31 protein-coding genes and 3 tRNA genes are annotated in these 24,884 nt (G+C 69.7%); 19 read left to right on the forward strand and 15 right to left on the reverse strand.

What is annotated here, in order from left to right:
• Positions 1-456: GntR family transcriptional regulator (locus tag H7I41_RS05355; protein WP_264011537.1), on the reverse strand; the 456-nt coding region annotated here is incomplete at its 3' end.
• 49 nt (positions 457-505) lie between these two features.
• On the opposite strand from H7I41_RS05355, the gene H7I41_RS05360 reads away from it, so the two are divergent.
• Entirely contained in the window at positions 506-988 is a 483-nt protein-coding gene (locus H7I41_RS05360; RefSeq protein ID WP_264011538.1) for a carboxymuconolactone decarboxylase family protein, read from the forward strand.
• 431 nt (positions 989-1,419) lie between these two features.
• Entirely contained in the window at positions 1,420-1,758 is a 339-nt protein-coding gene (locus H7I41_RS05365; RefSeq protein WP_264011539.1) for an aminoglycoside phosphotransferase family protein, read from the forward strand.
• Here H7I41_RS05365 and H7I41_RS05370 read toward each other — a convergent pair.
• The 5 genes from H7I41_RS05370 to H7I41_RS05390 all read right to left on the reverse strand — a co-directional run bounded on the left by H7I41_RS05370 (position 1,755) and on the right by H7I41_RS05390 (position 5,324).
• The gene (locus H7I41_RS05370; RefSeq protein WP_372503681.1) at positions 1,755-2,117 is read right to left on the reverse strand and encodes a TFIIB-type zinc ribbon-containing protein; all 363 of its coding nucleotides are present in this window, start codon (positions 2,115-2,117) and stop codon (positions 1,755-1,757) included. The genes H7I41_RS05365 and H7I41_RS05370 overlap by 4 nt on opposite strands.
• 161 nt (positions 2,118-2,278) lie before the next feature.
• Complete coding sequence (wzm, locus tag H7I41_RS05375; protein WP_264011540.1) at positions 2,279-3,109, reverse strand: galactan export ABC transporter permease subunit Wzm/RfbD; 831 nt, start codon at positions 3,107-3,109, stop codon at positions 2,279-2,281.
• Entirely contained in the window at positions 3,106-4,008 is a 903-nt protein-coding gene (gene glfT1 / locus H7I41_RS05380) for a galactofuranosyltransferase GlfT1 (RefSeq protein WP_264011541.1), read from the reverse strand. Before glfT1 ends, wzm begins: the two co-directional genes overlap by 4 nt.
• On the reverse strand, positions 4,005-4,811 hold the full coding sequence (wzt, locus tag H7I41_RS05385) for a galactan export ABC transporter ATP-binding subunit Wzt/RfbE (RefSeq protein WP_264011635.1): 807 nt from the start codon (positions 4,809-4,811) through the stop codon (positions 4,005-4,007). The genes glfT1 and wzt overlap by 4 nt, the downstream gene beginning before the upstream one ends.
• 12 nt (positions 4,812-4,823) lie before the next feature.
• Positions 4,824-5,324 (reverse strand): bacterial proteasome activator family protein, encoded by a 501-nt coding sequence (locus tag H7I41_RS05390; protein ID WP_264011542.1) that lies wholly within the window; start codon positions 5,322-5,324, stop codon positions 4,824-4,826.
• A 301-nt stretch (positions 5,325-5,625) separates the two neighbouring features.
• Here H7I41_RS05390 and H7I41_RS05395 point away from each other — a divergent pair, with 301 nt between their 5' ends.
• The gene (locus tag H7I41_RS05395) at positions 5,626-6,822 is read left to right on the forward strand and encodes a cysteine desulfurase-like protein (protein WP_264011543.1); all 1,197 of its coding nucleotides are present in this window, start codon (positions 5,626-5,628) and stop codon (positions 6,820-6,822) included.
• Positions 6,823-6,834: 12 nt separating this feature from the next.
• Here H7I41_RS05395 and H7I41_RS05400 read toward each other — a convergent pair whose 3' ends face one another.
• Positions 6,835-7,818: an NAD(P)H-quinone oxidoreductase gene (locus H7I41_RS05400; protein ID WP_264011544.1), complete on the reverse strand. Its 984-nt coding sequence runs from the start codon at positions 7,816-7,818 to the stop codon at positions 6,835-6,837.
• A gap of 65 nt (positions 7,819-7,883) precedes the next feature.
• On the opposite strand from H7I41_RS05400, the gene H7I41_RS05405 reads away from it, so the two are divergent.
• On the forward strand, positions 7,884-8,396 hold the full coding sequence (locus tag H7I41_RS05405) for a MarR family winged helix-turn-helix transcriptional regulator (RefSeq protein ID WP_264011545.1): 513 nt from the start codon (positions 7,884-7,886) through the stop codon (positions 8,394-8,396).
• 19 nt (positions 8,397-8,415) lie between these two features.
• Positions 8,416-8,505, forward strand: a tRNA-Ser gene (locus H7I41_RS05410).
• 14 nt (positions 8,506-8,519) lie between these two features.
• On the opposite strand, the gene pdxR is transcribed toward H7I41_RS05410, so the two are convergent.
• Positions 8,520-9,908 (reverse strand): MocR-like pyridoxine biosynthesis transcription factor PdxR, encoded by a 1,389-nt coding sequence (pdxR, locus tag H7I41_RS05415; RefSeq protein WP_264011546.1) that lies wholly within the window; start codon positions 9,906-9,908, stop codon positions 8,520-8,522.
• Positions 9,909-9,955: 47 nt separating this feature from the next.
• Between pdxR and H7I41_RS05420 the strand changes: the two genes are divergently transcribed.
• Both H7I41_RS05420 and H7I41_RS05425 read left to right on the forward strand, forming a co-directional pair.
• Positions 9,956-10,366 (forward strand): DUF4345 family protein, encoded by a 411-nt coding sequence (locus H7I41_RS05420; RefSeq protein ID WP_264011547.1) that lies wholly within the window; start codon positions 9,956-9,958, stop codon positions 10,364-10,366.
• Positions 10,363-11,253, forward strand: a complete 891-nt coding sequence (locus H7I41_RS05425; RefSeq protein ID WP_264011548.1) for an NAD-dependent epimerase/dehydratase family protein — start codon at positions 10,363-10,365, stop codon at positions 11,251-11,253. The genes H7I41_RS05420 and H7I41_RS05425 overlap by 4 nt, the downstream gene beginning before the upstream one ends.
• Here the strand turns inward: H7I41_RS05425 and H7I41_RS05430 are convergent.
• Together H7I41_RS05430 and H7I41_RS05435 are read right to left on the reverse strand one after the other, a co-directional pair.
• Positions 11,240-12,064 carry a crotonase/enoyl-CoA hydratase family protein gene (locus tag H7I41_RS05430; protein WP_264011549.1) on the reverse strand — a complete coding sequence of 275 codons (825 nt, stop codon included), beginning with the start codon at positions 12,062-12,064 and terminating at the stop codon, positions 11,240-11,242. The two genes, H7I41_RS05425 and H7I41_RS05430, sit on opposite strands and share 14 nt — an antisense overlap.
• A gap of 21 nt (positions 12,065-12,085) precedes the next feature.
• Positions 12,086-12,532: a hypothetical protein gene (locus H7I41_RS05435; RefSeq protein WP_264011550.1), complete on the reverse strand. Its 447-nt coding sequence runs from the start codon at positions 12,530-12,532 to the stop codon at positions 12,086-12,088.
• 41 nt (positions 12,533-12,573) lie between these two features.
• Between H7I41_RS05435 and H7I41_RS05440 the strand changes: the two genes are divergently transcribed.
• A complete protein-coding gene (locus H7I41_RS05440; protein WP_264011551.1) occupies positions 12,574-13,146 on the forward strand; it encodes a TIGR03086 family metal-binding protein in 573 nt (190 codons plus the stop codon).
• On the opposite strand, the gene H7I41_RS05445 is transcribed toward H7I41_RS05440, so the two are convergent.
• Positions 13,143-13,613, reverse strand: coding sequence for a DUF4334 domain-containing protein (locus H7I41_RS05445; RefSeq protein WP_264011552.1), 471 nt, complete (start codon positions 13,611-13,613; stop codon positions 13,143-13,145). The genes H7I41_RS05440 and H7I41_RS05445 overlap by 4 nt on opposite strands.
• Entirely contained in the window at positions 13,610-14,665 is a 1,056-nt protein-coding gene (locus H7I41_RS05450) for a pyridoxal phosphate-dependent aminotransferase (protein ID WP_264011553.1), read from the reverse strand. The genes H7I41_RS05445 and H7I41_RS05450 overlap by 4 nt, the downstream gene beginning before the upstream one ends.
• A gap of 96 nt (positions 14,666-14,761) precedes the next feature.
• On the opposite strand from H7I41_RS05450, the gene H7I41_RS05455 reads away from it, so the two are divergent.
• From H7I41_RS05455 to zwf, 6 genes are all read left to right on the forward strand, one after another.
• A tRNA-Ser gene (locus tag H7I41_RS05455) sits at positions 14,762-14,850 on the forward strand.
• 57 nt (positions 14,851-14,907) lie between these two features.
• Positions 14,908-14,980: transfer RNA gene (locus H7I41_RS05460), tRNA-Arg, on the forward strand.
• A gap of 45 nt (positions 14,981-15,025) precedes the next feature.
• A complete protein-coding gene (locus tag H7I41_RS05465; RefSeq protein WP_264011554.1) occupies positions 15,026-15,409 on the forward strand; it encodes a nuclear transport factor 2 family protein in 384 nt (127 codons plus the stop codon).
• Positions 15,409-15,912: a metallophosphoesterase family protein gene (locus H7I41_RS05470; RefSeq protein ID WP_264011555.1), complete on the forward strand. Its 504-nt coding sequence runs from the start codon at positions 15,409-15,411 to the stop codon at positions 15,910-15,912. Before H7I41_RS05465 ends, H7I41_RS05470 begins: the two co-directional genes overlap by 1 nt.
• Entirely contained in the window at positions 15,905-16,318 is a 414-nt protein-coding gene (locus H7I41_RS05475; protein ID WP_264011556.1) for an MmcQ/YjbR family DNA-binding protein, read from the forward strand. The genes H7I41_RS05470 and H7I41_RS05475 overlap by 8 nt, the downstream gene beginning before the upstream one ends.
• Before the next feature lie 47 nt (positions 16,319-16,365).
• Positions 16,366-17,889 carry a glucose-6-phosphate dehydrogenase gene (zwf, locus tag H7I41_RS05480; RefSeq protein WP_264011557.1) on the forward strand — a complete coding sequence of 508 codons (1,524 nt, stop codon included), beginning with the start codon at positions 16,366-16,368 and terminating at the stop codon, positions 17,887-17,889.
• Here zwf and H7I41_RS05485 read toward each other — a convergent pair.
• Positions 17,886-18,224, reverse strand: a complete 339-nt coding sequence (locus tag H7I41_RS05485; protein ID WP_264011558.1) for a winged helix-turn-helix transcriptional regulator — start codon at positions 18,222-18,224, stop codon at positions 17,886-17,888. The two genes, zwf and H7I41_RS05485, sit on opposite strands and share 4 nt — an antisense overlap.
• Positions 18,225-18,318: 94 nt before the next feature.
• Between H7I41_RS05485 and H7I41_RS05490 the strand changes: the two genes are divergently transcribed.
• Genes H7I41_RS05490 through H7I41_RS05500 form a run of 3 tightly spaced genes read left to right on the forward strand, consistent with a single transcriptional unit; the run spans position 18,319 to position 21,976 of the window.
• A complete protein-coding gene (locus H7I41_RS05490; RefSeq protein WP_264011559.1) occupies positions 18,319-19,191 on the forward strand; it encodes an NAD(P)-dependent oxidoreductase in 873 nt (290 codons plus the stop codon).
• 8 nt (positions 19,192-19,199) lie between these two features.
• Positions 19,200-20,057 carry an NAD(P)-dependent oxidoreductase gene (locus tag H7I41_RS05495; RefSeq protein ID WP_264011560.1) on the forward strand — a complete coding sequence of 286 codons (858 nt, stop codon included), beginning with the start codon at positions 19,200-19,202 and terminating at the stop codon, positions 20,055-20,057.
• Positions 20,058-20,098: 41 nt separating this feature from the next.
• A complete protein-coding gene (locus H7I41_RS05500; protein WP_264011561.1) occupies positions 20,099-21,976 on the forward strand; it encodes an alkyl/aryl-sulfatase in 1,878 nt (625 codons plus the stop codon).
• A gap of 5 nt (positions 21,977-21,981) precedes the next feature.
• Here H7I41_RS05500 and H7I41_RS05505 read toward each other — a convergent pair whose 3' ends face one another.
• Positions 21,982-22,743 carry an SDR family NAD(P)-dependent oxidoreductase gene (locus tag H7I41_RS05505; RefSeq protein ID WP_264011562.1) on the reverse strand — a complete coding sequence of 254 codons (762 nt, stop codon included), beginning with the start codon at positions 22,741-22,743 and terminating at the stop codon, positions 21,982-21,984.
• 19 nt (positions 22,744-22,762) lie between these two features.
• Here H7I41_RS05505 and H7I41_RS05510 point away from each other — a divergent pair, with 19 nt between their 5' ends.
• Together H7I41_RS05510 and H7I41_RS05515 are read left to right on the forward strand one after the other, a co-directional pair.
• On the forward strand, positions 22,763-23,362 hold the full coding sequence (locus tag H7I41_RS05510) for a histidine phosphatase family protein (RefSeq protein WP_264011563.1): 600 nt from the start codon (positions 22,763-22,765) through the stop codon (positions 23,360-23,362).
• A gap of 45 nt (positions 23,363-23,407) precedes the next feature.
• Positions 23,408-24,460 carry a phosphotransferase family protein gene (locus tag H7I41_RS05515; protein ID WP_264011564.1) on the forward strand — a complete coding sequence of 351 codons (1,053 nt, stop codon included), beginning with the start codon at positions 23,408-23,410 and terminating at the stop codon, positions 24,458-24,460.
• On the opposite strand, the gene H7I41_RS05520 is transcribed toward H7I41_RS05515, so the two are convergent.
• Complete coding sequence (locus H7I41_RS05520; RefSeq protein WP_264011565.1) at positions 24,461-24,856, reverse strand: LapA family protein; 396 nt, start codon at positions 24,854-24,856, stop codon at positions 24,461-24,463.
• Between the last annotated feature and the right edge of the window lie 28 nt (positions 24,857-24,884).

Here is a 24,884-nt window from a genome sequence, read left to right on the forward strand (position 1 = left end):
GGGCCGGCCGCGGGCGTCGCCCATCCGCAGCGCCTCGGTCGGCGCGGCCGTCAGGGCACGGCGCGCCGACGCCAGCCACGCCGACCGCGGGAACTGGCCGACGTCGGGCGAGCCGGGCAGCAGGTTGTGCCGGGGCGCACCGGGTGTCCCGCGCGGCCGGGCGGGCAGGCGGGCCGCGTTCGTGGTGACCACCCAGGTGCCTGCGCCCTGCCGGGAGGCCAGCCAGCCCTCGGCGGTGAGTTCCGCGTAGGCCTCCGCGACGGTGTTGCGGGCCAGCCCGAGGTCGGCGGCCAGAGTGCGCGACGGGGGCAGCATGGTGTCCGCGGCCAGCCGGCCGGACCGCACGGCGTCGCGCAACGCGTCGATCAGCTGGTCACGTACGCCTCGAGTGCCGGGGCGCACGGCGCGCAGATCGAGATGAAGATCGCGCGCCCCAGAATTGGCCCACGAAGTCATGCCCGGATTGAACCATGCGGATGGGTTTTTCCGCACTAGCGTTGGCGGCATGACACAGACACTCGACACCCGGACCATCGACCACAAGCCGAACCGCATCAAGATGTTCAAGGCCGCACCCGAGCTCTACGAGGCGATGATGCAGCTGTCGAACGCCTCGGCCAGGGACGTCGAACCGATCATCGGCGAACTGGTGAAGATCCGGGCGTCGCAGATCAACCGCTGCGCGTTCTGCCTCGACATGCACGTCCACGACGCCCGCAAGCTGGGCGAGACCGAGCAGCGGCTGGCGCTGATCGCCGCCTGGGAGGAGGCCGGCGACCTGTTCGACGAGCGCGAGCGGGCCGCTCTGGCGCTGGCCGAGGCCGTCACCGAGGTGGCCAACCGCGGGCAGGTGCCCGACGAGGTGTACGACCGCGCTGCCGAGGTGTTCACCGAGCGCGAGCTGGCGCAGGTGATCGCGATGGCGGTGACCATCAACGCGTGGAACCGGATCAATCTCGCCGCGCCGAACCCGCTGCCGCGTCGCTGATTACGGTGGACGGGTGCTGACCCGGTCCGGTGCGCAGATCGACGTCGTCGGCGACGTCGTGCACAAGCTGCACCGGGCCGGGACGGACCCGAGGGCGTTGACCGTCCGCCTCCGCATCGCAACCCGGCTCGCCGCGTCCGGGCCGGGTTGTCTGCTCGCTCCGCTGCGCGATCACCCGGACCCCGTCGGCGACCGCTGGCGCACGCGCTGGCCACTGGTGGATACCGTTGCGCAGGAATCGGATCGACTTCCTTGGAAGGCCGCCGCACGATTGCTGGCGACGCTGCACGCCGAGTCCCCGCAGGGGCCGGAGCGGCGGCTGCCGCACGGCTGGCCGGCCCGGTTGCGCCGGTCGGTGAACCGGACGCGGCTGCTCGGCGGCGGCGCTGCCCGAGGCGGCGTGGCGGGCCGGCAGCGCGGACCGGCCCGCGGTGCTGGTGCACGGCGACTGGCACCTCGGCCAGCTCGGCCGTCGCACGCCGGACTCGCCGTGGCTGCTCATCGACATCGACGACCTCGGCGTCGGCGACCCCGCGTGGGACCTCGCGCGGCCGGCCGGGTTCTGGGCGGCCGGGCTGATCCCGGATGACGACTGGGCGGTGTTCCTCGACGCCTACCGGGACGCCGGTGGCGTGGCACTACCCGCGGCGCCTGCCGATCCGTGGCCGGTGCTCGAACCGTTCGCCCGCGCGGCCGTCGTGCACGCCGCCGCCAACCACCCCGACGACGACCTGCTGATGGCGGCCTGCGCCAGGATGACGGCACGCTAGCTGGAGAAGAACAGCCCGCCGAAGCCCTGCTTGCGGTAGCGCTTGTTGCCGCGGTGGCCCCAGCCCGGCCCCTGGTCGTAGCCGTGTCCATGGCTCTGGCCGTAGCCCTGCGCATACCCCTGGCCGTAGCCCTGCTGCTGGGGCGGTGGCGGCGGCGCAACGAACCGGTTCTCCAGCTGGGTCAGCGACTCGAGCTCGCCGAAGTCCAGGAAGATGCCCCGGCAGGTGTCGCACTGCTCGAGGTGGATGCCGTTGCGCTCGTAGGTCTTCATGACCCCCGCGCACTTCGGGCACAGCAGCTGGGTACCGGCACCGGGCGACGACGCGGACGGCGGCGGTTCATATGGCGGAATGCTCATATGTCGACAACGGCCGAACCGCCTGAGAAGTGCCTGTACGTCAGATGGCTGCGCTGAGCGATCGACTAGCGCCGCGAGATACCCGCCGAGATCGACACCTGGGTCGTTGATATGGGCTGATCACGACCGTGATGTCGATCTCGCGGCGCTAGTGGCGGACCCTAGACCCAGTACGGCACCCGCGCGCGGTACTGCCGCATGGCGAACGCCGCCATGATCCAGCCGATCACGGTCAGCACGATCACCACCAGCCAGTGCCGCAGCTCCTGGTCGGCGCCGAGCAGCGGCGCACGCACGATGTCCAAGTAATGCAGCAGCGGGTTCAACTCGACGAGGCGGGCGTAGTTGCCCGCACCCTGCTGCTGCAGCGTCGCCTCGTTCCAGATGATCGGCGTCATGAAGAACAGCAGCTGCACCAGCGAGGCGAGCAGCGGCCCGATGTCGCGGTAGCGGGTGGCCAGGATGCCGAAGCACAGCGACACCCAGATGCAGTTGAGCATGATGAGGAACAGCGCCGGGAAGACCGCGAGATCAGTCCAGTGCCACGGCTTCGGGTAGATCATGGCGATGATCACGAAGATGATCATGTTGTGGCCGAACAGGATCAGCTGCCGCCACACCAGCCGGTACACGTGCACCGACAGCGGGGTCGGAAGCTGTTTGATCAGACCTTCGTTGGCGATGAAGACCTCGGACCCCTCGAGGATCGCGGCGTTGATGAGGTTCCAGACGATCAGCCCCATCGTGACGTAGGGCAGGTGCTCGGCCAGTTCGAGCTTGAACAGCTTCGAGTACAGCAGCCCCATCGCGACGGCGGTGGCGCCGGTGGCGATCGTGATCCAGAACGGGCCCAGCACCGACCGGCGGTACCGCTGCTTGATGTCCTGCCAGCCGAGCTGCAGCCACAGCTCGCGCTTGCCGAAGCCGCCGGCCAGATCGCCCCACGCCCTGCCGAAGGTCCGCGACTGGGCAGCCGCGTCGGTGAACGTCATCGAGAGAACCTTTCGCGTCGGCCCAACCGGCGCAGCCGCACCCACTCGCGCAGGCCCGCCGGATCGCGCTTCGACACCAGGAAGAACCAGCCGAACCGCACCCACTCCTGCACCTGCAGCTTGCGCAGGCCCGGTTGCGACAGCAGGTAGCCGCGGTTGCGGTAGGTGAAGAACCGTTTGGTGTCGTCGTCGGGGTACTGGGTGTGCATGCGCCCGCCGAGGATGGGTTTGAACTCGTCGCTGCCACACGGGTGCAGATAGCTGGTGTCCAGGCAGGTGCCGAACCGGATGCCGGAGCGAACCAGCCTGCGGTGCACTTCCACCTCGTCGCCCCGGACGAACAGCCGCAGGTCCGGAACCCCGACCGCCTCCACGGTGGCCGCGGACAGCAGCGCCCCGTTGAACAGCGACGCGATGCCCTCGAGCAGGTCGCCGCTGCCGTCGACGCGCAGTTCGTCGACCCGCCGCCGCCACACCAGCCCGCGGCGCAGCGGGAAGGCCAGTCGCGACGGGTCGTCGATGTCACACACCATCGGCGACACCTCGCCAAGCGAATGCCGGGCGGCGCAGGCCATCAGGGTGGCCAGCACGTCGGCGTCCGCAGGCCTGCCGTCGTCGTCGGCCAGCCACACCCAGTCGGCGCCCAGTGCCAGTGCGTGCAGCATGCCGAGCGCGAATCCCCCTGCGCCGCCGAGGTTTCGGCGTGAACCCAGATAAGTCGACGGCACCGGCTGGCCGGTCACCAGATCGCGCACGCGGGTATCCGAATCAGAGAAGTCGTTGTCGACGACGATCAGGTGGTCCGGCGGGCGGCTCTGGGAGGCCAGCGCCTTGAGCGACCGGGCCAGCGGATCGGGGCGCCGGTGGGTGACCACCACCGCGATCACATGCTCGGTCACGTGCGTCCCTCGCGCGCGCGCTCCTCCTCGAGCACCTCGCGCACGTGCCGCGCGGCGTCCTCACCTTCGTAGGCGCGCACCACGTCCTCGATGCCGCCGGTCATCTTGATCGTGCCGTGGTCCACCCACATCGCGGTCTTGCACAGCCGGGCCAGGAACTCGTTGGAGTGGCTGGCGAACACCAGGATCCCCGACCGCTCCACCAGGGCCGCCAGCCTGGTCTGCGCCTTGCGCAGGAAATCGGCGTCCACCGCGCCGATGCCCTCGTCGAGCAGCAGGATCTCCGGGTCGATGCTGGTGACGACGCCCATCGCGAGCCGCACCCGCATGCCGGTGGAGTAGGTGCGCAGCGGCATCGACAGGTACTCGCCGAGCTCGGTGAACTCGGCGATCTCGTCGACCTTGGCCATCATCTGCTTGCGGGTCTGGCCGAGGAACAGGCCGCGGATGATGATGTTCTCGTATCCGGAGATCTCCGGGTCCATGCCGACGCCGAGGTCGAACACCGGCGCCACCCGGCCGGTGACGGTGGTCGAGCCGCGGGTGGGTTCGTAGATCCCCGACAACAGCCGCAACAACGTCGACTTGCCCGCCCCGTTGTGGCCGACCAGGCCAACGCGGTCGCCGTGCTCCAGTGACATCGTGATGTCCCGCAGCGCCTCGATCACCACGACGTTCGACGAGTTCCGGCCGATCGTCCCGCCGGCCTTGCCCAGGAAAGCCTTCTTCAGCGAGCGCGACTTCGCGTCGAAGATGGGGAACTCCACCCACGCGTTGCGCGTCTCGATGCGCGGCTCGGAGATACCGGTCACCGCCTAGAGGTACTGCCCGGTCCCGGGGTGCGACGGTCCGCGCTGCCCCGGCGCCGCGATGCCCGGCGGCAGCGCACCCTGACGCATCTGCTCGAGCTGCTGACGGGCGGCCATCTGCTGGGCGAACAACGCGGTCTGGATGCCGTGGAACAGCCCCTCCAGCCAGCCCACCAGCTGTGCCTGCGCGATGCGCAGCTCGGCGTCCGACGGCGTGCCCTCCTGGAACGGCAGCGTGAGCCGGTCGAGTTCGTCGCGCAGCTCCGGCGCCAGGCCCTCCTCGAGTTCGCGGATGCTGGTCTGGTGGATGTCGCGCAGCCGGTTGCGGCTGGCATCGTCGAGCGGCGCCGCACGCACCTCCTCGAGCAGCTGCTTGATCATCGTGCCGATGCGCATCACCTTCGCCGGCTGCTCCACCAGGTCCGTCAGTGACCTGTCGTTGTCGCCGGAGTCGCCGTCCGGACCACCGATGATCTCGATGTTGTCGTCGTCGGAGCTCATAGTCATGTCCCTGAGGTTCCCTGTATTCCCTGTCTCACGCTGACTCTGGTCGTCGCCTGCGACAGTAGTCCGCGTCCCCGGAGCCCCATTGCCGGGGACGGGCCCGTCCCGACCTGCGCGTCGGGGCCACCAGCAACGACCGCGCGATTAGCACTCCGATCCGCGAGCTCCCTGCATTAGTATTACGGCCCAGGCGTCCGGCCCAGGCGCGCCTCGGGGATGTCGTCAGGCATCGGCAGGCGACGGCCGTGCGTCCACCGGCTTCGAGCCGGTTGTCGGGAATCACGGACCCTTTAAGGTGGCTGGCATGGCATACGACGTCGCCCGGGTGCGTGGTCTGCACCCGTCTCTGGGCGACGGCTGGGTGCACTTCGACGCCCAGCACGGGATGCTGCTGCCGGACTCGGTGGCAACGACAGTGTCCACCGCCTTCCGCGGATCCATCTCCACCACCGTCGGCCCGCACCCGTCCGCCCGCCGCAGCGCCGCCGTGCTGGATGCGGCCAGGCAGGCGATCGCGGACCTCGTCAACGCCGACCCGCGCGGGGTGGTGCTGGGCGCCGACCGTGCGCTGCTGTTGTCGTCCCTGGCCGACGCGTCGTCGGCCCGGGTCGGCCTCGGCTACGAGGTGGTGGTCACCCGCCTCGACGACGAGGCGAACATCGCACCGTGGCTGCGTGCCGCCAACCGCTACGGCGCAAAGGTGAAGTGGGCCGAGGTCGACATCGAGACCGGGGAGCTGCCTGCCTGGCAGTGGGAGGGGCTGATCAGCCGGCCCACCCGGCTGGTTGCGATCGCCTCCGGTTCGTCGACCCTGGGCACCGTCACCGATCTGCGGGCGGTCACCAAGCTGGTGCACGAGGTCGGCGGGCTCGTGGTGGTGGATCACTCGGCTGCCGCGCCCTACCGGCTGATCGACATCGAGGAGATCGAGGCCGACGTCGTGGCGGTGAACGCCCTGGCGTGGGGCGGGCCGCCGATCGGCGCGCTGGTGTTCCGCGACCCCTCGACCATCGACTCGTTCAGTTCGGTGTCGCTGAATCCCTACGCCACCGGGGCGGCGAGGCTCGAGATGGGCACGCACCAGTTCGGCATGCTCGCCGGGGTGGTCGCCAGCGTCGAGTACCTGGCGTCGCTCGACGAGTCGGCCAGCGGATCCCGGCGCGAAAGACTCTCGCTGTCAATGCAATCGGCGACGTCATACCTGAACCGGCTGTTCGACTACCTGCTGGTCTCGCTGCGGTCGCTGCCGCTGGTGATGGTGATCGGCAGGCCCGAGGTGCGCATCCCGGTGCTCAGCTTCGCGGTGCGCGACGTGCCCGCCGAACGGGTGGTGCAGCGCCTGGCCGACAACGGGGTGCTCGCCATCGCCAACGCCAACTCCCGGGTGCTCGACGTGATCGGCGTCAACGACATCGGCGGCGCCGTGACGATCGGGCTCGCGCACTACAGCACGACCGCGGAGGTCGACCAGCTGGTGCGCGCGCTGGCATCGCTGGGCTGAGCCCCCGGACATTCAGTCCGCTACGCGCAGAAGCACTTTCCCGGACACGTCGCCGGAGTCGAGCAGTTCGTGGGCGGCCTGCGCCTCCTGGACGGGGAACTCCGCACCGACGATCGGGCGCACCCGGCCGTCGGCGATCATCGGCCACACCTCGGTGCGGACGGCCGCGACGATCTCGCCCTTGCCGCCCGGCCCGTCCACCGGCCGGGCCCGCAGCGCCGTGCCGATCACGCCGGCCCGCTTGCCGATCAGCTTGCCGACGTTGAGTTCGCCCTTCAGGCCGCCCTGCATGCCGATGATCACCACCCGGCCGCCGACGGCGAGGGCGTCGACGTTGCGGTCCAGGTAGGAGGCGCCCATGATGTCGAGGATCACGTCCGCGCCCGCGCCGTCGGTCTCCGCGCGCACCCGCTCGACGAAGTCCTGTTCGCGGTAGTTGATCAGGATGTCCGCACCGAGTTCCTGGCACAGGTCCAGCTTGTTGGCCGATCCCGCGGTCACCGCCACCCGGCAGCTCAGTGCGAGTGCCACCTGGATGGCGTGGGTGCCGACGCCGCTGGCGCCGCCGTGGACGAGCACCACCTGGCCGGGCTGCAGGCCGGCCGTCATTACCAGGTTGGACCACACCGTGCACGCCACCTCGGGCAGTGCGGCCGCGAGGTGCAGGTCGACGGCGTCGGGCACGGGAAGCACCTGGGCCGCGGGCACCGCGACGAACTCCGCGTAGCCGCCACCGGCGAGCAACGCGCAGACCGGCTGGCCGACGCTCCACTGGGTCACGCCGTCGCCGGTCGCGGCGACGGTTCCGGACACCTCGAGGCCGATGACCTCGCTCGCTCCGGGCGGTGGCGGATACTTGCCTGCGGCCTGCAGCAGATCCGCCCGGTTCACGCCGGCGGCGACGACCCTGATGGTGATCTCACCGGGTCCAGGTGTGACATCGGGGACGTCGTCCCAGGTCAGGCGGTCCGGCGCGGAAGCGACAATGGCACGCATCAGCGCAACCCTACTACGCGTGCAGTTCGGCTCCGATCATCGCGGCGAAGTCCTACCATGACGCCATGGAGGGGATGATTGCGGGGCGCACAGCAAGTGATATGCCTGGTCTTGACATCGCTGAACAGCGGTCTTGGCAAATGTTTCTGGATTCCGCGCTTCGGATGTACGCGACCCTGAACCGGTCGCTCGTCGAAGCCCACCACCTGACGCTCAACGACGTCAGGCTGCTGGACATGCTGGACAAGTCACCCTCCGGGTCCGCCCGGATGGGAGACCTGGCCGACGGATTGATGTCGTTGCCGAGCCGGGTCACCCGGCAGATCCGGCGACTGGAAACGGCGGGGCTGGTGCAGCGCCGGGCGAGTCCCGACGACGGGCGCGGGGTGCTGGCGGCCATCACCGAGGACGGCCGCGACCACGTCCGCAAGGCGATGATCACCTACGGCGACGACGTCCGCGCCCATTTTCTGGGCAGGCTGTCGCGTCCGCAGGTCGCGGCGATGGGGGAGAACTGCCGCCGGATCAGCGTGGGGCTGCAGACCAGCGCGCCGCCCGCGAAGTTCGGGCGCGCGTAGAGCCCGTATTCTGTTGCGCGGTGGCGTGGCAGAGCGGCCTAATGCACTCGCCTTGAAAGCGAGAGACGGCTAACACCGTCCGGGGGTTCAAATCCCTCCGCCACCGCCACGCTGCGCCGCGGGTCAGCCCACCGCCAGCGCCAGTGTCCGCACGCCCTCGCCGATCTGGGTCTCGGTCAGGTTGGCGTAGCCCAGGATCAGGCCGGGCGGTGCGGCCGCGGGATCGTGGTAACAGGGGGCGAGTGCCTCCACCCGCACCCGCATCGCGCCCGCCCGTCGCACCACGTCGTCGATCGGAACGCCCGCGGGCAGCAGCACCGTCAGGTGCAGGCCCGCCGCGGCGCCGAGCACGGTGGCCTCGGGCAGATCACGATAGAGCGCACGCAACAACGCATTTCGCCGTGACACGTACCTGCGGCGCATCTGGCGCAGATGCCGGTCGTAGCCGCCCGAGGTGAGCAGCTCGGCCAGTGCGATCTGGTCCATCACCGGGCTGCCGGTGTCGGCCAGCCCCTTGGCGACGGTGACGGGGCCGACGAGGTCGGTGGGCAGCACCATCCAGCCGATCCGCAGGCCCGGGGCGAGCGTCTTGCTCGTCGACCCCACGTACACCACCCGGTCGGGCGCCATCCCCTGCAGGGCCCCGACCGGCGCACGGTCGTAGCGGTATTCGGCGTCGTAGTCGTCCTCGACCACCAGGTGGCCGGCCCGCGCCCAGTCCAGCAGGGCGGTGCGCCGCGCCGCGGTGAGCACCACGCCGGTCGGCGAATGGTGCGCCGGGGTGGCCAGCACCACGTGAGCGCCGCAGGCGGCCAGTGCCGCCACGTCCAGGCCGTGCTCGTCGACCGGAGCGGCGACGGGTTCGATCCCGTTGTGCTGCAGCACCATCCGGTGCAGCCAGAACCCGGGGTCCTCCGTGGCGAAGGGCCGGTCGGCCAGCACCCGGGCGAGCAGGGTCACGGCCTGCGTGACGCCGGACGTGAGCACGATGTGCTGTGGGTCGGCCTGCACGCCGCGGGTGCGCCGCAGGTAGTCCGCCAGCGCGGCACGCGTGGCGGGCACGCCCTGCGGTGCGACGTATCCGAGTGCCTCCGACGGGGTGCGGGCCAGGCCGAGGCGCAGCGCGCGCAGCCAGGCGTCCCGCGGGAAGCTGCCGAGATCGGGTGTGCCCGGCCGGAAGTCGACGTCGTAGCGGGGCGGCGAGTCGACAGTATGCCGCTCGGCCGGTGCGCGGGCGCCGTCGACGGCCGCCACCCGCGTCCCCGATCCCTGCCTGCTCAGCAGGAAGCCCTCGGCGGTGAGCTGGTCGTAGGCCTCCACCACCAGCCGACGGGACACGCCGAGGTCGGCGGCGAGCACCCGGCTCGAGGGTAGCCGGGTGCCCTCGGCCAGCCGGCCGGCGCGGATCGCGTCGCGCAGGCCGTCGGCGAGCTGGCGGTGCAGCGGAACAGGGCGGCCGCGATCCACGTGCACCAGCAGCTCCGGCCCCGAACTGGTACCCGAAACCGGCATGGAAGTGGAGCCTAGTACGGAGCCACCCGCGGGATAGCGTGATCGTCATGACCACCGCGACTGTCCGTGCCCCGTCGCGCTACGCCGAGGTGGTGCTGGTCGTGTTCGGGGTGTACTCGGTGCTCGTCGGCCTGTTCATGCTGGTCGCACCGGGAGCCTTCTTCGACACGCTCGGCAACTTCGGCGTGCGCAACGACCACTACATCTTCGACAACGCCTCGTTCGAACTGCCGCTCGGTCTGATGATGCTTGCCGCCGCGCGATGGCCGTCATGGCGGGTGCCCGCGCTGGCGTTCGCCGCGCTGCACTGGGCTGTGCACGCGGTCAGCCACCTCGTCGACCCGCACCACGGCGCCGGCGACTGGGTCGGCTGGCTGGAGGCCGCGGGTCTGGTGATCACCACCGCCATCCTGGCGATCGCGTTGCGTCACAGCATCACTGCGCAGCGGCGGTCATGAGGGTCCTGGTTGCCGGCGCGACGAGTGTGCCCGGCCTCCCACTGCTGCGCGAACTGCGCGCCCGCGGTCACGACGTGGTCGGCATGACCCGGTCGGCCGCCAGGACCGCGCAGATCGCCGCGACCGGAGCGGATCCGGTGGTGGCCGACGTGTTCGACACCGCCGAGGTCGAGGCGGTGCTCGCCGACGTCGCCCCCGAGGCGGTGGTCAGCCTGCTCACCACGCTGCCGAAGTACGGGCCGTTGCGGGCCAAGGACTTCGAGCCCGCGACCAAGCTGTGGAGCATCGGCGCACCGAATCTGGTGGCCGCCGCGAAACGGGCAGGCGTCCAACGGGTGGTGGCCGAGTCGGTGATCTTCGCCTACGGCTACCCGCCGGCCGGGCCGCCGCTGATGGACGAGTCCGACCCGTATCCCGGACCGCCGCCACCGGACGGCGCCGGGTTCCTCGGTGCGCTGCGCGCGATGGAACAGACGGTGCTCTCCGCCGACGGAATCGTGTTGCGCTACGGCGTGTTCTACGGCCCGGGCGTCACCCACGACGACCTGTTCCGGAAGCTCGCAAGGTTCTGGGCCGTGCCCGCGCTGACGGGCAGCGGGATCCTGTCCTGGGTGCACATCGACGACGTCGCCCGCGCGACCGCCGACGCGGTCGAGAAGGGCAGGCCGGGCCAGATCTACAACGTCGTCGACGACCGGCCGCAGTCGTTCGGCGACTACATCCGCGAACTCAACGCGAGACTCGGCAGGCCGAAGCCGTGGCCGATTTCCTCGAAGGTCGTCGGCCTGGTGTCGTCCTATCCGGCGACGGCGTTCGGCAACACCTGGCTACCGCTGTCCAACGCGAAGGCCAGGGCCGAGCTCGGCTTCGCGCCTATTCCCCGGTGAACTCCGGCGGCCGCTTGGCGAACAGCGCGGTGATGCCCTCGGTCAGGTCCTTGCTCGGCAGGAACGCCGCGTTCCACGCCGCGACGTAGCGCAGGCTCGCCGCGACCTGCGCGGTGCGCTGCTCGTCGAGCACGTCCTTGACGCCCTGGACCACCAACGGCGGGTTGGCCGCGATCTCGGCGGCGGTGGCGTGTGCGGCGGCCAGCGCGGCGTCGGCGTCGTCGTAGACGTCGTTGACCAGTCCGATGCGCGCCGCGCGCTGTGCATCGATGTCCTTGCCCGTCAAAGCCAGTTCGCGCAGGTGCCCGTCGGACAGGATCAGCGGCAGCCGCGCCAGGCTGCCGACGTCGGCGACGATGGCCAGCTTGACCTCGCGCACCGAGAACTTCGCGTCGGCGCTGGCGTAGCGGATGTCGACGGCGCTGATGAGGTCGACGCCGCCGCCGATGCACCAGCCGTGCACCGAGGCGATGGTCGGCGTCCGGCAGTCGGCGACCGCGGTGATCGCCTGCTGCATCTTCTTCAGGCGGGTGTGGAAGTCGGTGCGGGCCCTGGCAAGCGCACCGTCGGCGAGCATCGGGGTCAGCGTGTCGCCCATGGCGGCCAGGTCGAGGCCGTAGCTGAAGTTCCTGCCCGATCCCGTCAGCACGATGGCGCGCACGTCGGGGTCGGCGTCCAGCGCGGTGAACACCTCGGGGAGCTCGGCCCAGAAGGCCGGTCCCATCGCGTTGCCCTTGCCGGGGCCGATCAGCGTCACCCGCGCGACGTGGTCGTCGACGTCGACGGTGACCGACTCGTATGTTTCACCCATGCCGTGCAGGCTATCGCCCGGCTATCCGCCCGGTCCGAGCACGGCGTCGCGCACCGGGGAGTCCGGCAGGATCTGGCACATGGCGTCGGCCATGATCTGCGCGACCCACGGCTCGTCGATCCCGCTGGCCTGCTCGGCGAGTATCGCCTTGATCACCGCGAGCCGGGTGGCCTCGTCGAGGCCCTGGTACTCCGAGCACGTCATCGTCGTGGCATTCGGCGGGGCGGGCACCTCCGGCACCGGCGTCGACCCCGGCAGGCCCGGGATCTTGAAATCGGGCATGCCCGGAATCTGCGGCAGTCCGGGAATGGCGGGCATCCCGGTGGGTGCGTCCGGTGTCGACGGCGACGACAGCGGCGGGCCGGGCTCGGTGGTCTGTGCGACCGTGCCGGTGGTGGTGTTCGAGCAGCCGGCCAGGACGCCGGCGGCGATCAGCGCTGTCGCCGCCACCCGCATACGGGTCTTCATCTGGGCAACGATAGGCGGTCGGGCGTCGTAGCGTAGGAGGCATGGCCCCTGACTTGCGTCCCGGACCCGACTCGCCGCCGCTCGACGAACTGGACGCCGCTGAGAAATCCCTCGTCGTGTTGCAGCAGGTGGTGCACGGCATCGCCGAGGACGACCTGACCAAGCAGACGCCGTGCCGCGAATACGACGTCGCGAGCCTGACCGACCACCTGCTCGGGTCGATCACCGCCCTCGGTGGCGCCGCGGGTGCGGAGTTCGGCGAGCGCGACCCGCACGACTCGGTGGAGCGGCAGGTGATCCTCGCGGCCAGGCCGGCGCTGGACGCCTGGCGCAGGCGCGGGTTGGACGGCAAGGCGGGCTCGCGGGAGACGCCCGCGACGGTGCTCGCAGGGATCCTGTCGATCGAGTTCCTGGTGCACGGCTGGGATTACGCCCAGGCGACCGGTCGCCCGTTCGACGCCCCAGACTCGCTGACCGACTACGTCTACGACCTGACGCGCAAGATCATCACACCCGAGGGCCGCAAGACCGTTGGTTTCGACGATCCGGTCGACGTGCCCGACGACGCCGCCCCGCTGCAGCGCCTGCTGGCCTTCACCGGCCGCAGCGTCTAGACCCGCTCGAGCCAGAAGTACAGGTAGCGGGTGCCGTCGAGCGCGCCCTTGCCGTTCATGATGCCCAGCATCGTGTTGTCGTCCACCTTCTTGAAGTGGTCGTGCACGGGCCTGCCGTCGTAGACCATCGTCGCGGTCACCTCGCCGCGGAACTCCTCCATCCAGAGGCTGGCCTCGCCCTTCATCGCCTCGGTGTTGGAGAACTTGTTGCCGTCGGCGTCCAGGCACACCAGCGGCTTGGCGTCGGCGGCCGAGTGGAACGTCTTGCCGAACCAGTTCAGCCGGTTCATGAAGCCGTTGGCCTTGTGGCCGGTCTGGAACTCGCCGCCCTTCCACTCGCCGATCAGGAAGTCGATGGTCACCGGCGCCAGCGTCGCCCAGAACTCGTCGAGTTCCGCGTCGGCGATCTCGCCGGTTCGCGAGGTCAACTCGACGAACTGCTGACGGGCGGTGGTGGTGTCGGTCATCGGTCTCCGATCCAGGCGGTGGCGAATTCGAGGAAGGCGTCGTTCTCGGCGGGTGAGGCGACGGTGACCCGGACGCCGTCCTCACCGTAGGGGCGCACCACCAACCGGTTGTCGGCGGCCCGCGCCACGAAGTCCAGCGTGCGGCCGGCCAGCGGCAGCCACACGAAGTTCGCCTGCGACGGCGGCAGGTCGTACCCGGCGTCGCGCAGCGCGGCGCTCACCCGGGCGCGTTCGGCGACGATGTCGTCGGTGCGGGCCAGCAGCTCGTCGGCGGCATCCAGGGAGGCGATGGCCGCGGCCTGCGAGATGCTGCCTGCACTGAACGGGACGTAGACCTTGGCGAGCGCGGTGGCGACGTCCGGGTCGGCAACCGCGTAGCCGACGCGCAGGCCGGCCAGGCCGTAGGCCTTCGAAAAGGTGCGCAGCACCACCACATTGCGGTGCGCGCGGACGAGACCGAAGCTGTCGGGCAGCAGACCGTCGCGGATGAACTCGACGTAGGCCTCGTCGATGGCGACCAGGATGTGCGGCGGCACCGCGGCGACGAAGCGGGCCAGCGCCTCGGGGTCGACGACGGTGCTCGTCGGATTGTTCGGGTTGCAGACGAAGATCAGCCGGGTGCGGTCGGTGATCGCGGCGAGCATCGCGTCGAGGTCGTGGGTGTGGTCGCGCAGCGGCACCTGCACGGGGGTGGCGCCGGCCGTGCGGACCTGCAGCGGGTAGATCTCGAAGCTGCGCCAGCCGAACATCACCTCGTCACCGACCGAGGAGGTGATCTGCACCAGCTGCTGGCACAGGCTGACCGAGCCGCAGCCCACCGAGATGTTCTCGGGCGCGAAGCCGGTGTACTTGGCGAGGTGTTCGCGGAGCTCGACGTTGCCGTTGTCGGGATAGCGGTTGACGTGGCCGGCGGCCTGCTCGATCGCGGCGCGCACGCTGGGCAGCGGCCCGTGCACGGTCTCGTTGCTGGCGATCTTGATGGCTCCGGGCACCGTCTTGCCCGCTGTGTATGCCGGGATGTCGGCCAGCACGGGACGGAGGCGGGCGGTCACCTGACCAGCATAGGGGCGGCGGGTTTCGGCCCGGGAAGTGACTTTGCTTCCACCGGTGGCCGGTGTGTACTCTGTGCGCTCGGCGGTAATTCGTCGGGAGGCGTGCCAGAGCGGCCGAATGGGACTCACTGCTAATGAGTTGTCCCCCTTAAAGGGGACCGGAGGTTCAAATCCTCTCGCCTCCGCCGCGGCTGACTCGTCAGCCACACACAACTGAATTGGCAAGACAGAAGAACACGCAGGCGCCCGTAGCTCAACGGATAGAGCATCTGACTACGGATCAGAAGGTTAGGGGTTCGAATCCCTTCGGGCGCACACATCTCCCTGCTCGCCGCGCGGCACCCGCGCTAATCTCGCTGCATGACACCCCCGGTGATCCAGCGCTGGATCGACACCGTCGAAGGCGACGGCGACGCCCGGATCGAGGATCTGCTCGCCGATGACGCCGTGTTCTACTCGCCCGCCGTGTTCACCGCGCAGGAGGGCCGCGACAAGACCGCCATGTATCTGCGGGCGGCGGCGAAACTGTTCGGTGGTAACGACTTCCGCTACGTCGGCCAGTGGTTCGGCGAGCGTTCCGCGGTGCTGGAGTTCGTCGCGGACATCGACGGCGTCCACGTCAACGGCGTCGACATGATCACCTGGAATGAGGACGGGCTGATCACCGAGTTCAAGGTGATGCTGCGGCCGTTCAAGGCGCTGCAGACCGTGATCCCGAAGATGGCCGAGCTGCTGGGCGCGTGATGCGGCTGCTGCTCATCTCCGACACCCACCTGCCGAAGCGGGCGCGCGACCTGCCGCAGCAGGTGTGGGACGAGGTCGAGCGCGCCGACGTGGTGATCCACGCCGGCGACTGGGTGCAGGCGGCACTGCTCGACGAACTGGAACAGCGCGCGAAACGGCTGGTCGCCTGTTGGGGCAACAACGACGGCGACGACCTGCGGTCCCGGCTGCCCGAGCGCGCGGACGTCACGCTCGGTGGCGTCAGGTTCACCGTCGTGCACGAGACGGGCGCATCGGGCGGCCGCGACGCGCGGATGGCGCGTGAATACCCCGACACCGACGTGCTGGTGTTCGGCCACAGCCACATCCCGTGGGACACGACGGCGGAAACCGGACTGCGACTGCTCAATCCGGGCTCGCCGACCGACCGCCGCCGTCAGCCGCACTGCACCTACATGACGGCGACGATCGCCGACGGAACCCTGTCGGAGGTCACGCTGCACCGCCTGGAGCGCCGTGCGTGACCGCCCGGCCCGGGTGAGCGACGTCCACGAGATCGCGTCGGCCATGCCGCACACCACCCGGGTCGAGGGCCCCAAGGGCAACGCCATCTACCAGGTGGGCGGCAAGTCGTTCGTGTTCTTCCGCACGCCGCAGCCCGACGCCGCCGACCCGGACACCGGTCAGCGCCATCCCGACGTGATCATGATCTGGGTGGAGTCGGAGATGGACAAGCTGTCGCTGATCCAGGATCCCGGGTCGCCGTTCTTCACCACCGAGCGCTTCGACGGTCACCTCTCGGTGCTGGTGCGCGGCAGTGAGATCGGCCGGATCGGGCGGGCTGAACTGACCGAGCTGATCCAGGACGCCTGGCTGTCGCGGGCCTCCAAACGCCGTGGTGAACGCTGGTTGGCCGATCGGGGCGACTGACGGCAACGCCCTGCGTTGACGCCCGCGGGGTGACATCATCGGCAGGCGTGGCCACCGAGACGACGAATCCGCAGTCCAAGCCCCAGTCGATCGCCTACCCGGCGCCCGACTCGCGCCCGCACCGTCGTGACGGCGAGAAGATCGATCCGCACGTCATCGTGCTGTTCGGCGCCACCGGCGACCTCGCGAAGCGCAAGCTGCTGCCCGGCATGGCCTACCTGGTGCTGTCGAAGCTCGCGCCGAAGATCCGGGTGGTCGGCACCTCGCTCGAGGACCTGTCCTCCGACGAGTTCCGACAGCTGACCAGGGAGGCCGTCGACGATTTCGGCGACCACGCGATGACCGACGAGCAGTGGGAGGGCTTCGCGAGCCGCATCACCTACGTGCCCCAGGGCGCGGGTCCGGACGCGTTGGCGGCCGCGGTCGGCGAGGCCGAGGCCGAATTGGGCGAGGACACCCGTCGGCTGCACTACCTGTCGGTGCCGCCGAAGGCCGCGAAGGCCGTCATCACCATGCTCAAGGACGCCGACCTCGTCGACCGGTCCCGGGTGGTGATGGAGAAGCCGTTCGGCACCGACCTGGACAGCGCGATCGAGCTCAACGACTTCGTGCACGAGACATTCGCCGAGATGCAGATCTTCCGCATCGACCACTTCCTCGGCAAGGAGGCGGCGCAGAACATCCTGGCCTTCCGGTTCGCCAACGGGCTGTTCGAGCCGATCTGGAACCGCAACTTCATCGACCACATCCAGATCGACATCCCCGAGAAGCTCGGCCTGGACCAGCGGGCCAACTTCTACGAGAGCACCGGCGCCTTCAAGGACATGGTGGTCACCCACCTGTTCCAGGTGATGGCGTTCGTGGTGATGGAACCGCCGACCGCGCTGGAGCCCCGGGCGATCAGCGAGGAGAAGAACAAGGTCTTCCGGTCGATGCTGCCCATCAACCCCTCGCAGGTGGTGCGCGGCCAGTACGCCGGTTACCGCAACGAGGACGGCGTCGCCCGGGATTCGGAGACCGAGACGTTCATCGCGCTCGAGGTCGGCATCGACAACTGGCGGTGGGCCGGGGTGCCGATCTACCTGCGCACCGGCAAGAAGATGGCCGAGGGGCAGCGCATCATCTCGATCGCCTTCAAGGAGGCGCCGCGCACGATGTTCCCGACGGGTTCGGGTGTCGGCTCGCAGGGGCCGGACCACCTGACGTTCGACCTGGCCGACAACTCGAAGGTGTCCCTGTCGTTCTACGGCAAGCGTCCGGGGCCCGGCATGAAACTCGAGAAGCTGTCGATGCAGTTCTCCACGCAGGAAACGGAATACGAGGCCGACGTGCTCGAGGCCTACGAGCGGCTGATCCTCGACGCGATGCGCGGCGACCACACGCTGTTCACCACCGCCGAGGGCATCGAATCGCTGTGGGACCGGTCGACGCCACTGCTGGAGGACCCGCCCGCGGTGAAGCTCTACCAGCCGGGCACCTGGGGCCCCAATGCGATTCACCAGTTGGTCGCGCCCAATGCGTGGCGGCTGCCGTTCGAGCGGGCCTGGCGCGAGAAGAAGAACGGAACCTAACCCGTTTCGGGGCAGCTGATCAGGTCGATGTGCCGCTCTGCCCAATTGCCGAGCGGCTCGAGCGCGGCGAGCAGTTCGACGCCTGCCGGGGTCATCGAGTACTCCACCCGCGGCGGCACCTCGTGGTAGCTCTCGCGGTGCACCACGCCGTGCCGCTGCAGTTCCTTGAGGTGCTGCGTCAGCATCTTCTGCGAGATGCCGACCAGGCTGCGGTGCAGCACGTTGAACCGTTTCGGCCCGCCCTGCAGTTCCCACAGGATCAGCGGCTTCCATTTGCCGTCCACCACGGCCATCGCCGCGTCCAGCCCACAGGTGAACTGCCCCATCTGCGCCATCGCCGCTCCTCAGCGCCATTACTTACTTTTCGGTGAGTATCGCACTTTTTAGTGGGTACTTGTCGAAAACTCCGCGTGTTTCGACGATGGTGCCATGACATCGACAGAGAGAGTCACCTTCCTGGGCACCGGCGCAATGGGTTCCGCCCTTGTTCGCGCCGCCCTCGACGCGGGTCACCGCGTCACCGTCTGGAACCGCACTCCCGACCGTGCAGGCGCACTCGCCGGCGACGGGGCACGCGTCGCGGCGACAGTCGACGAGGCGGTCGACGGCGCCGACGTGATCGTGGCGTGCCTGTTCGACGCGGCGTCTGTGCGCACGGTGCTCGACCCGGTGGCCGACCGGCTGAACGGCCGGCGGCTGGTGAACGTGACCACGACGTCACCGAACGGGGCGCGCGAACTCGCGGCCTGGGCGGCCGAACACCACGTCGACTACCTCGACGGCGGCATCATGGCCGTGCCCGAGATGATCGGCACGCCCGGCTCGCTGATCTACTACAGCGGATCGCGCGCACTGTTCGACGACGCCCGGCCGCTGCTGCAGACCTGGGGCACAGGAGAATATTTCGGCGACGACGCCGGGTCGGCGTCCCTGCACGACCTCGCGCTGCTGTCCACCATGTACGTGATGTTCGCCGGCTTCTTCCACGGCGCCGCGCTGGCGGGCACCGCAGGCATGCCCGCCAAGGAGTTCGCCGGGCGGGCGATCGGGTGGCTGCAGACCGTGCTGCCCGCGCTCAGTGAATACGCCGAGGTGATCGACGGCGGTGACTACACCGTGCCCGGCCAGCAGAGCCTGGACTTCTCCGACATCACCGAGATCGTCGACGCCAGCCGCGGCGCCGGTATCAGCACCGAGGTGGTGGACGTGGTGCAGCGGCTGATCCACCGCCAGATCGACAGTGGCCACGGCGCACAGGGGTTCGCCCGCGTCATCGAGAGCATCAGGCGGCCCGCAGCATGAACAGAGCGATGAGCACAATCACCGTCCTCGGGCTCGGACCGATGGGGCAGGCGCTCACCGGCGCCCTGCTCGACGCCGGTCACCGTGTCACCGTGTGGAACCGCACCGCATCGAAGGCCGACGGCGTGCTGGCCCGCGGTGCGGACTGGGCAGGCACTCCGGCTCTTGCAATCGCCGCGAGCGACCTCACGCTGATCAACGTCGTCGACCACGGCGCCACCGACGCGGTGCTCGACATCGCCGGGGACGCCGTCGACGGCCACACCGTCGTCGGGCTGAGTTCCGACACCCCCGCCGCGGCGCGCGCCACCGCGACGGTGGTGGACAAGCTGGGCGGGCGCTACCTCGACGGCGCCATCATGACGCCGACCGACACCATCGGCAGCCGCGACGCGAGCATCCTGTTCGCCGGGCCGCGGCAGGAGTACGAGACCCACCGCGACGTGCTCGAGGCACTCGGCAGAACTTCCTGGGTGGGTGAGGACGTCGGGCGCGCCGCCGGCTACGACATGGCGCTGCTCGACTTCTTCTGGACGTCGATCAGCGGTGTGCTGCATGCCTTCTCGGTGGCCGGCGCCAACGGCATCACGCCGCGGGAGCTGCTGCCGCACGCGCAGGGCATCGTCACCATCCTGGCGCCGATCGTCGACGAACTCGCCGGACGCATCGAGGACGGCCGGCACGGCGACGTGACCGCCCCGGTGTCCTCGCTGGCCGCATCGCTGGCACACCTGATCGCGGCGTCGCGCGACGCGGGTGTCGACGCCTCGGCGCTGGAGGCGTTGCGGCGCTACACCGACGCGGCGCTCGCCGACGGGCACGGCGGCGACGAGATCAGCCGGGTGGGTGCATATCTGAAGGCCTGATCCGCACCCGCGGCACGCCATTCGGTGGCAGGGTCGTCAATATGGAGCAGAAGCCGCCGAGCGCCGTCATCGAGTCCGCCCACCGGCAGCACCTGACGTCGTTGCCGTTCGACGACACAAGAGATTTCGAGGATGCCGACCGGGGCTTCATCGCCGCGATGCAACCCTGTGTGGTCACCGCAGCCGACGGCCGGGTGGTTTGGGACAACGACAGCTATTCGTTCCTGACCGGGGACGCCCCCACCTCGGTGCACCCGAGCCTGTGGCGGCAGAGCCGGCTGGTCGCCAAGCAGGGCCTCTACGAGGTGGTCGAAGGCGTCTACCAGGTGCGCGGCCTCGACCTGTCCAACATCAGCTTCATCGAGGGCGACACCGGCATCATCGTCATCGACCCGCTGGTGTCCACCGAGACCGCCGCCGCGGCGCTGGCGCTGTATCGCGCGCACCGCGGCGAGCGGGAGGTCCGGGCGGTGATCTACACCCACAGCCACGTCGACCACTTCGGCGGCGTGCTCGGCGTGACCACGCAGGCCGACGTGGACGCGGGCAGGGTCGCCGTCATCGCACCCGAGCACTTCACCGAACACGCCGTGCAGGAGAACGTCTACGCCGGAACGGCGATGGCGCGGCGCGCGGGCTACATGTACGGCGCCGCGCTCGACCGCGGACCGCGCGGGCAGGTCGGCTGTGGACTCGGTCAGACGCCGTCCACCGGTGAGGTGAGCATCATCGTGCCGACGATCGACATCCGGGCCACCGGGGAGAAGCACACCGTCGACGGCGTCGAGATCGAGTTCCAGATGGCGCCAGGCACCGAGGCGCCCGCCGAGATGCACTTCTACTTCCCGAGGTACCGCGCGCTGTGCATGGCCGAGAACGCCACCCACAACCTGCACAACCTTCTGACGCTGCGGGGTGCGCTTGTGCGTGACCCGCACGGCTGGGCCGGGTACCTGACCGAGGCCATCGACACCTTCGTCGACCGCGCCGACGTGGTGTTCGCCTCGCACCACTGGCCGACGTGGGGCCGCGAGCGCATCGTCGAATACCTTTCGCTGCAACGGGATCTATATGCCTACCTGCACGACCAGACGCTGCGGCAGCTCAATCAGGGGCACACCGGCATCGAGATCGCCGAGACCTTCGAGATGCCGCCCGCGCTGCATCGGGCCTGGCATGCGCACGGCTACTACGGCTCGGTGAGCCACAACGTCAAGGCCGTCTATCAGCGTTACATGGGCTGGTTCGACGGGAACCCGGGCAGGCTGTGGCAGCATCCGCCCGAGGCGGCGGGGCCCCGCTACGTCGAGGCGATCGGCGGTCTCGACCGGCTCGTCGAGATCGCGCAGCAGGCGTTCGACGAGGGCGACTACCGCTGGGCGGCAACGCTACTGGATCACGCCATGTTCACCGACCAGACACACGCCGCAGCACGCGCTCTCTACGCCGACACCCTGCAGCAGATGGCCTACGGCGCGGAGAACGGCCCCTGGCGCAACTTCTTCCTGGCCGGCGCGACCGAACTCAGCGACGGCAACTTCGGCACGCCGACCGCGACCGACGCGCCCACCCTGCTGGCTCAGCTGACACCCGAGCAGATCTTCGACAGCCTGGCCATCAACATCAACGGGCCGAGCGCCTGGGACCTCGATCTGACCCTCGACATCACCTTCGCCGACCTCGACGCCAACTACCGGTTGACGCTGCGCAACGGGGTGCTGGTGCACCGCAGGGTCATCGCCGATCCGGCCACCGCCGCGGTCACCCTGACCGCGCAGACCAAGGGCCGGTTCCTGGCGCTCGCCGCCGGCGATTTCACCTCGCCCGGCCTGGGCATCGGCGGCGACCCGGCCGTGCTGCAGCAGTTGGTGAGCGTGCTGGACCGGGCCGACCCCGACTTCGACATCGTCACCCCGTAGCGGAGCTAGGGCAGGCCGCCGTCGGCCCGCAGGATCGAACCGGTGGTGAAGCTGGACGCGTCCGACATCAGGAACAGTGCCGCGCCGACGATCTCGACCGGCTCGCCGGCGCGCTGCAGGGCCAGGTGGCCGAACGGGCGCTCGACGTCCGAGAAGTCCCACGCCTTGCTGACATCGGTGAGGAACGGCCCGGCCATCAGCGTGTTGACCCGCACGGTCGGGCCGAATGCCTTGGCCAGGCCCTCGGTCAGGGTGTTCAGGCCGGCCTTGGCGGCGGCGTAGGGCAGCATGTGCGGGTCGGGACGCAGCGACCCCGAGGAGCTGACGTTGACGATCACCCCGCCGCCGTCGGCGACCATCCGCTCGCCGATCAACGCCGAGAGCCGGAACGGCCCTTTGACGTTGAGGTTGAACACCGCGTCGTAGAGCTTCTCGGTGACCGACGGCAACGAGTCGTACAGCGGTGACATGCCCGCGTTGTTCACCAGCACGTCCAGCCTGCCGAACCGGTCGTAGACGGCGTCGACGAGGCCGTCGAGCTGCTCCCACCGGCCGACGTGCACCTGATAGGCCAGCACCGAGCGACCGGTCGCCGCCCCGATCTCCTCGGCCGTCGCCGCACACGACTCGAGGTCGCGACTGGCGATCACCACGTCGGCGCCGCACCGCGCCGCGCCGAAGGCGATCTCGCGGCCGAGCCCCCGGCTGCCGCCGGTGACGAGCACCACCCGGCCGGTGAGATCGAACAGTTCGTCGGCGTAACCCATGGCCCCCTATGGTGTCACGGTGCAACTGCTTGTGATCCGACATGCGCTTCCGCATCGCAGCGAACCCGGCCAGGGATCGGACCCCGAACTGTCCGAGGCAGGTGTCGAGCAGGCCGCGCGGCTGCCCGAGGCGCTCAAGCGTTTTCCCGTCACCCGGCTGGTGAGCAGCCCGCAGCGCCGCGCCGTGCAGACCGCGCAGCCCGTCGCCGACGCCCTCGGGCTCGCCATCGACATCGACGACCGGCTGGCCGAGTACGACCGCGACCTGTCGCACTACACGCCGATCGAGGAAGCGTCGCAGGAGGACGTGCAGCGGCTCATCGACGGCCACCTGCCCGGTGGCGTGGACGAGGAGGCCTTCATCGCCCGGGTGCTCGACGGCGTCGCCGACATCGTCGCGGCGGCGAACCACGAGGACACCGTCGCGCTGTTCAGCCACGGCGGCGTCATCAACGCGCTGGTGCACAGCCTCATGGAGACCCGGCGACTGCTGTGCGTGCAGGTCGACTACGCGGGAATCACCCGGCTGTTGTCCTCGCGGGAGGGAAAGCTCGGGGTGGCGTCGGTGAACGGGACCGAACACGTATGGGATCTGCTCCCCAGGAATCTTCGGTGGTGAGCGCTTGCGCGAACCGCCCATCAGGTGCGGTGGTAGACAAGTGCCGTGACAACGGATGTTTCCCCTGAGGGTGCCGGCCCACTCGAAGGTCTCGACCTCGACGCGCTGGACCGCCATCTGCGCGGCGAAGGCATCGCCCGCACCGGTGAGTTGCGGGGCGAGCTCATCGCCGGCGGCCGGTCCAACCTGACCTTCCTGGTCTTCGACGACGCCTCGAAGTGGGTGCTTCGCCGCCCGCCGCTGCACGGCCTCACCCCGTCGGCACACGACATGGCCCGCGAATACCGGGTGGTCGCCGCGCTCGCCGACACTCCGGTGCCGGTGGCCCGTGCCGTCACCATGCGCAACGACGACTCCGTGCTGGGCGCGCCGTTCCAGATGGTCGAGCACGTCGAGGGCCGCGTGGTGCGCACCGCCGACGAACTCGAGGCACTCGGCGACCGCGAGACGCTCGACTGGTGTGTCACCGCGCTGATCCAGGCGCTGGCCGACCTGCACGCCGTCGACCCCGCGGCGGTCGGGCTGTCCGACTTCGGCAAGCCCGACGGCTACCTCGAACGCCAGGTCCGGCGGTGGGGTTCGCAGTGGGAGCTGGTCCGCCACGACGACGATCCCCGTGACGCCGACGTCGCCCGGCTGCATCAGGCGCTCGGCGCGGCGGTGCCGGCGCAGAGCCGGGCGTCGATCGTGCACGGAGACTTCCGGATCGACAACACCATCCTGGACGCCACCGATGCCACCACGGTGCGCGCGGTGCTGGACTGGGAGATGTCGACCCTGGGCGATCCGCTCAGCGACGCCGCGCTGATGTGCGTGTACCGCCACCCGACGTTCAACTACGTGCACAACGAGGCGGCGTGGGCGTCGCCGCTGCTGCCGACGGCCGACGAGATGGCCGAGCGGTATTCGACGATATCGGGTCAGCCGCTGGCGAACTGGAGCTTCTACATGGGGCTGGCGTACTTCAAGCTGGCGATCATCGCCGCGGGCATCGACTACCGGTCCCGGATGGGCGCAGCGGGCCCCGACAACGTCGGCGAGGCGGTCGCCCCGCTGATCACCGCCGGTCTCGAGGCGCTGACCACCGAGGGTTGGTGACTATCGCCGCGCGGCCTTGAGGTTGCGTTTGGCGGCTTTGCGCAACTGGAAGAGGCGCACCGTCCCGACGGCGACGGTCAGCAGCCCACCGCATACCGCGGCGCCGAGGATCGCCACACCCAGTGGCAGGCTCCAGCTCCAGCCGAGGAACGCGAACTGCGCCGACTCGGTGTTCTGCGCGATGAAGATCAGCAGCACGATCAGGATCAGCAGCCCGATGATCACCGCCGACCACAGCGCGGCCGCCCGGGTGAACTTCACTTCCTTCACATCGGCCGCCGCCGCGGGCTGGTGCGGCAGCGGTTCGATGTCACCCGGGCTCGGGGGACCGGGGTTCGGCGGGCCGAGGGGTTGGGGTGTCGACCCCGTCGGCGCCCCGTAGGGATCGGTGCTCATAGCCTCATCATTGCCCCTTCCCAGGGTT

It is taken from the genome of [Mycobacterium] manitobense (genome assembly GCF_025821665.1).
Classification (GTDB): Bacteria; Actinomycetota; Actinomycetes; order Mycobacteriales; family Mycobacteriaceae; genus Mycobacterium; species Mycobacterium arseniciresistens.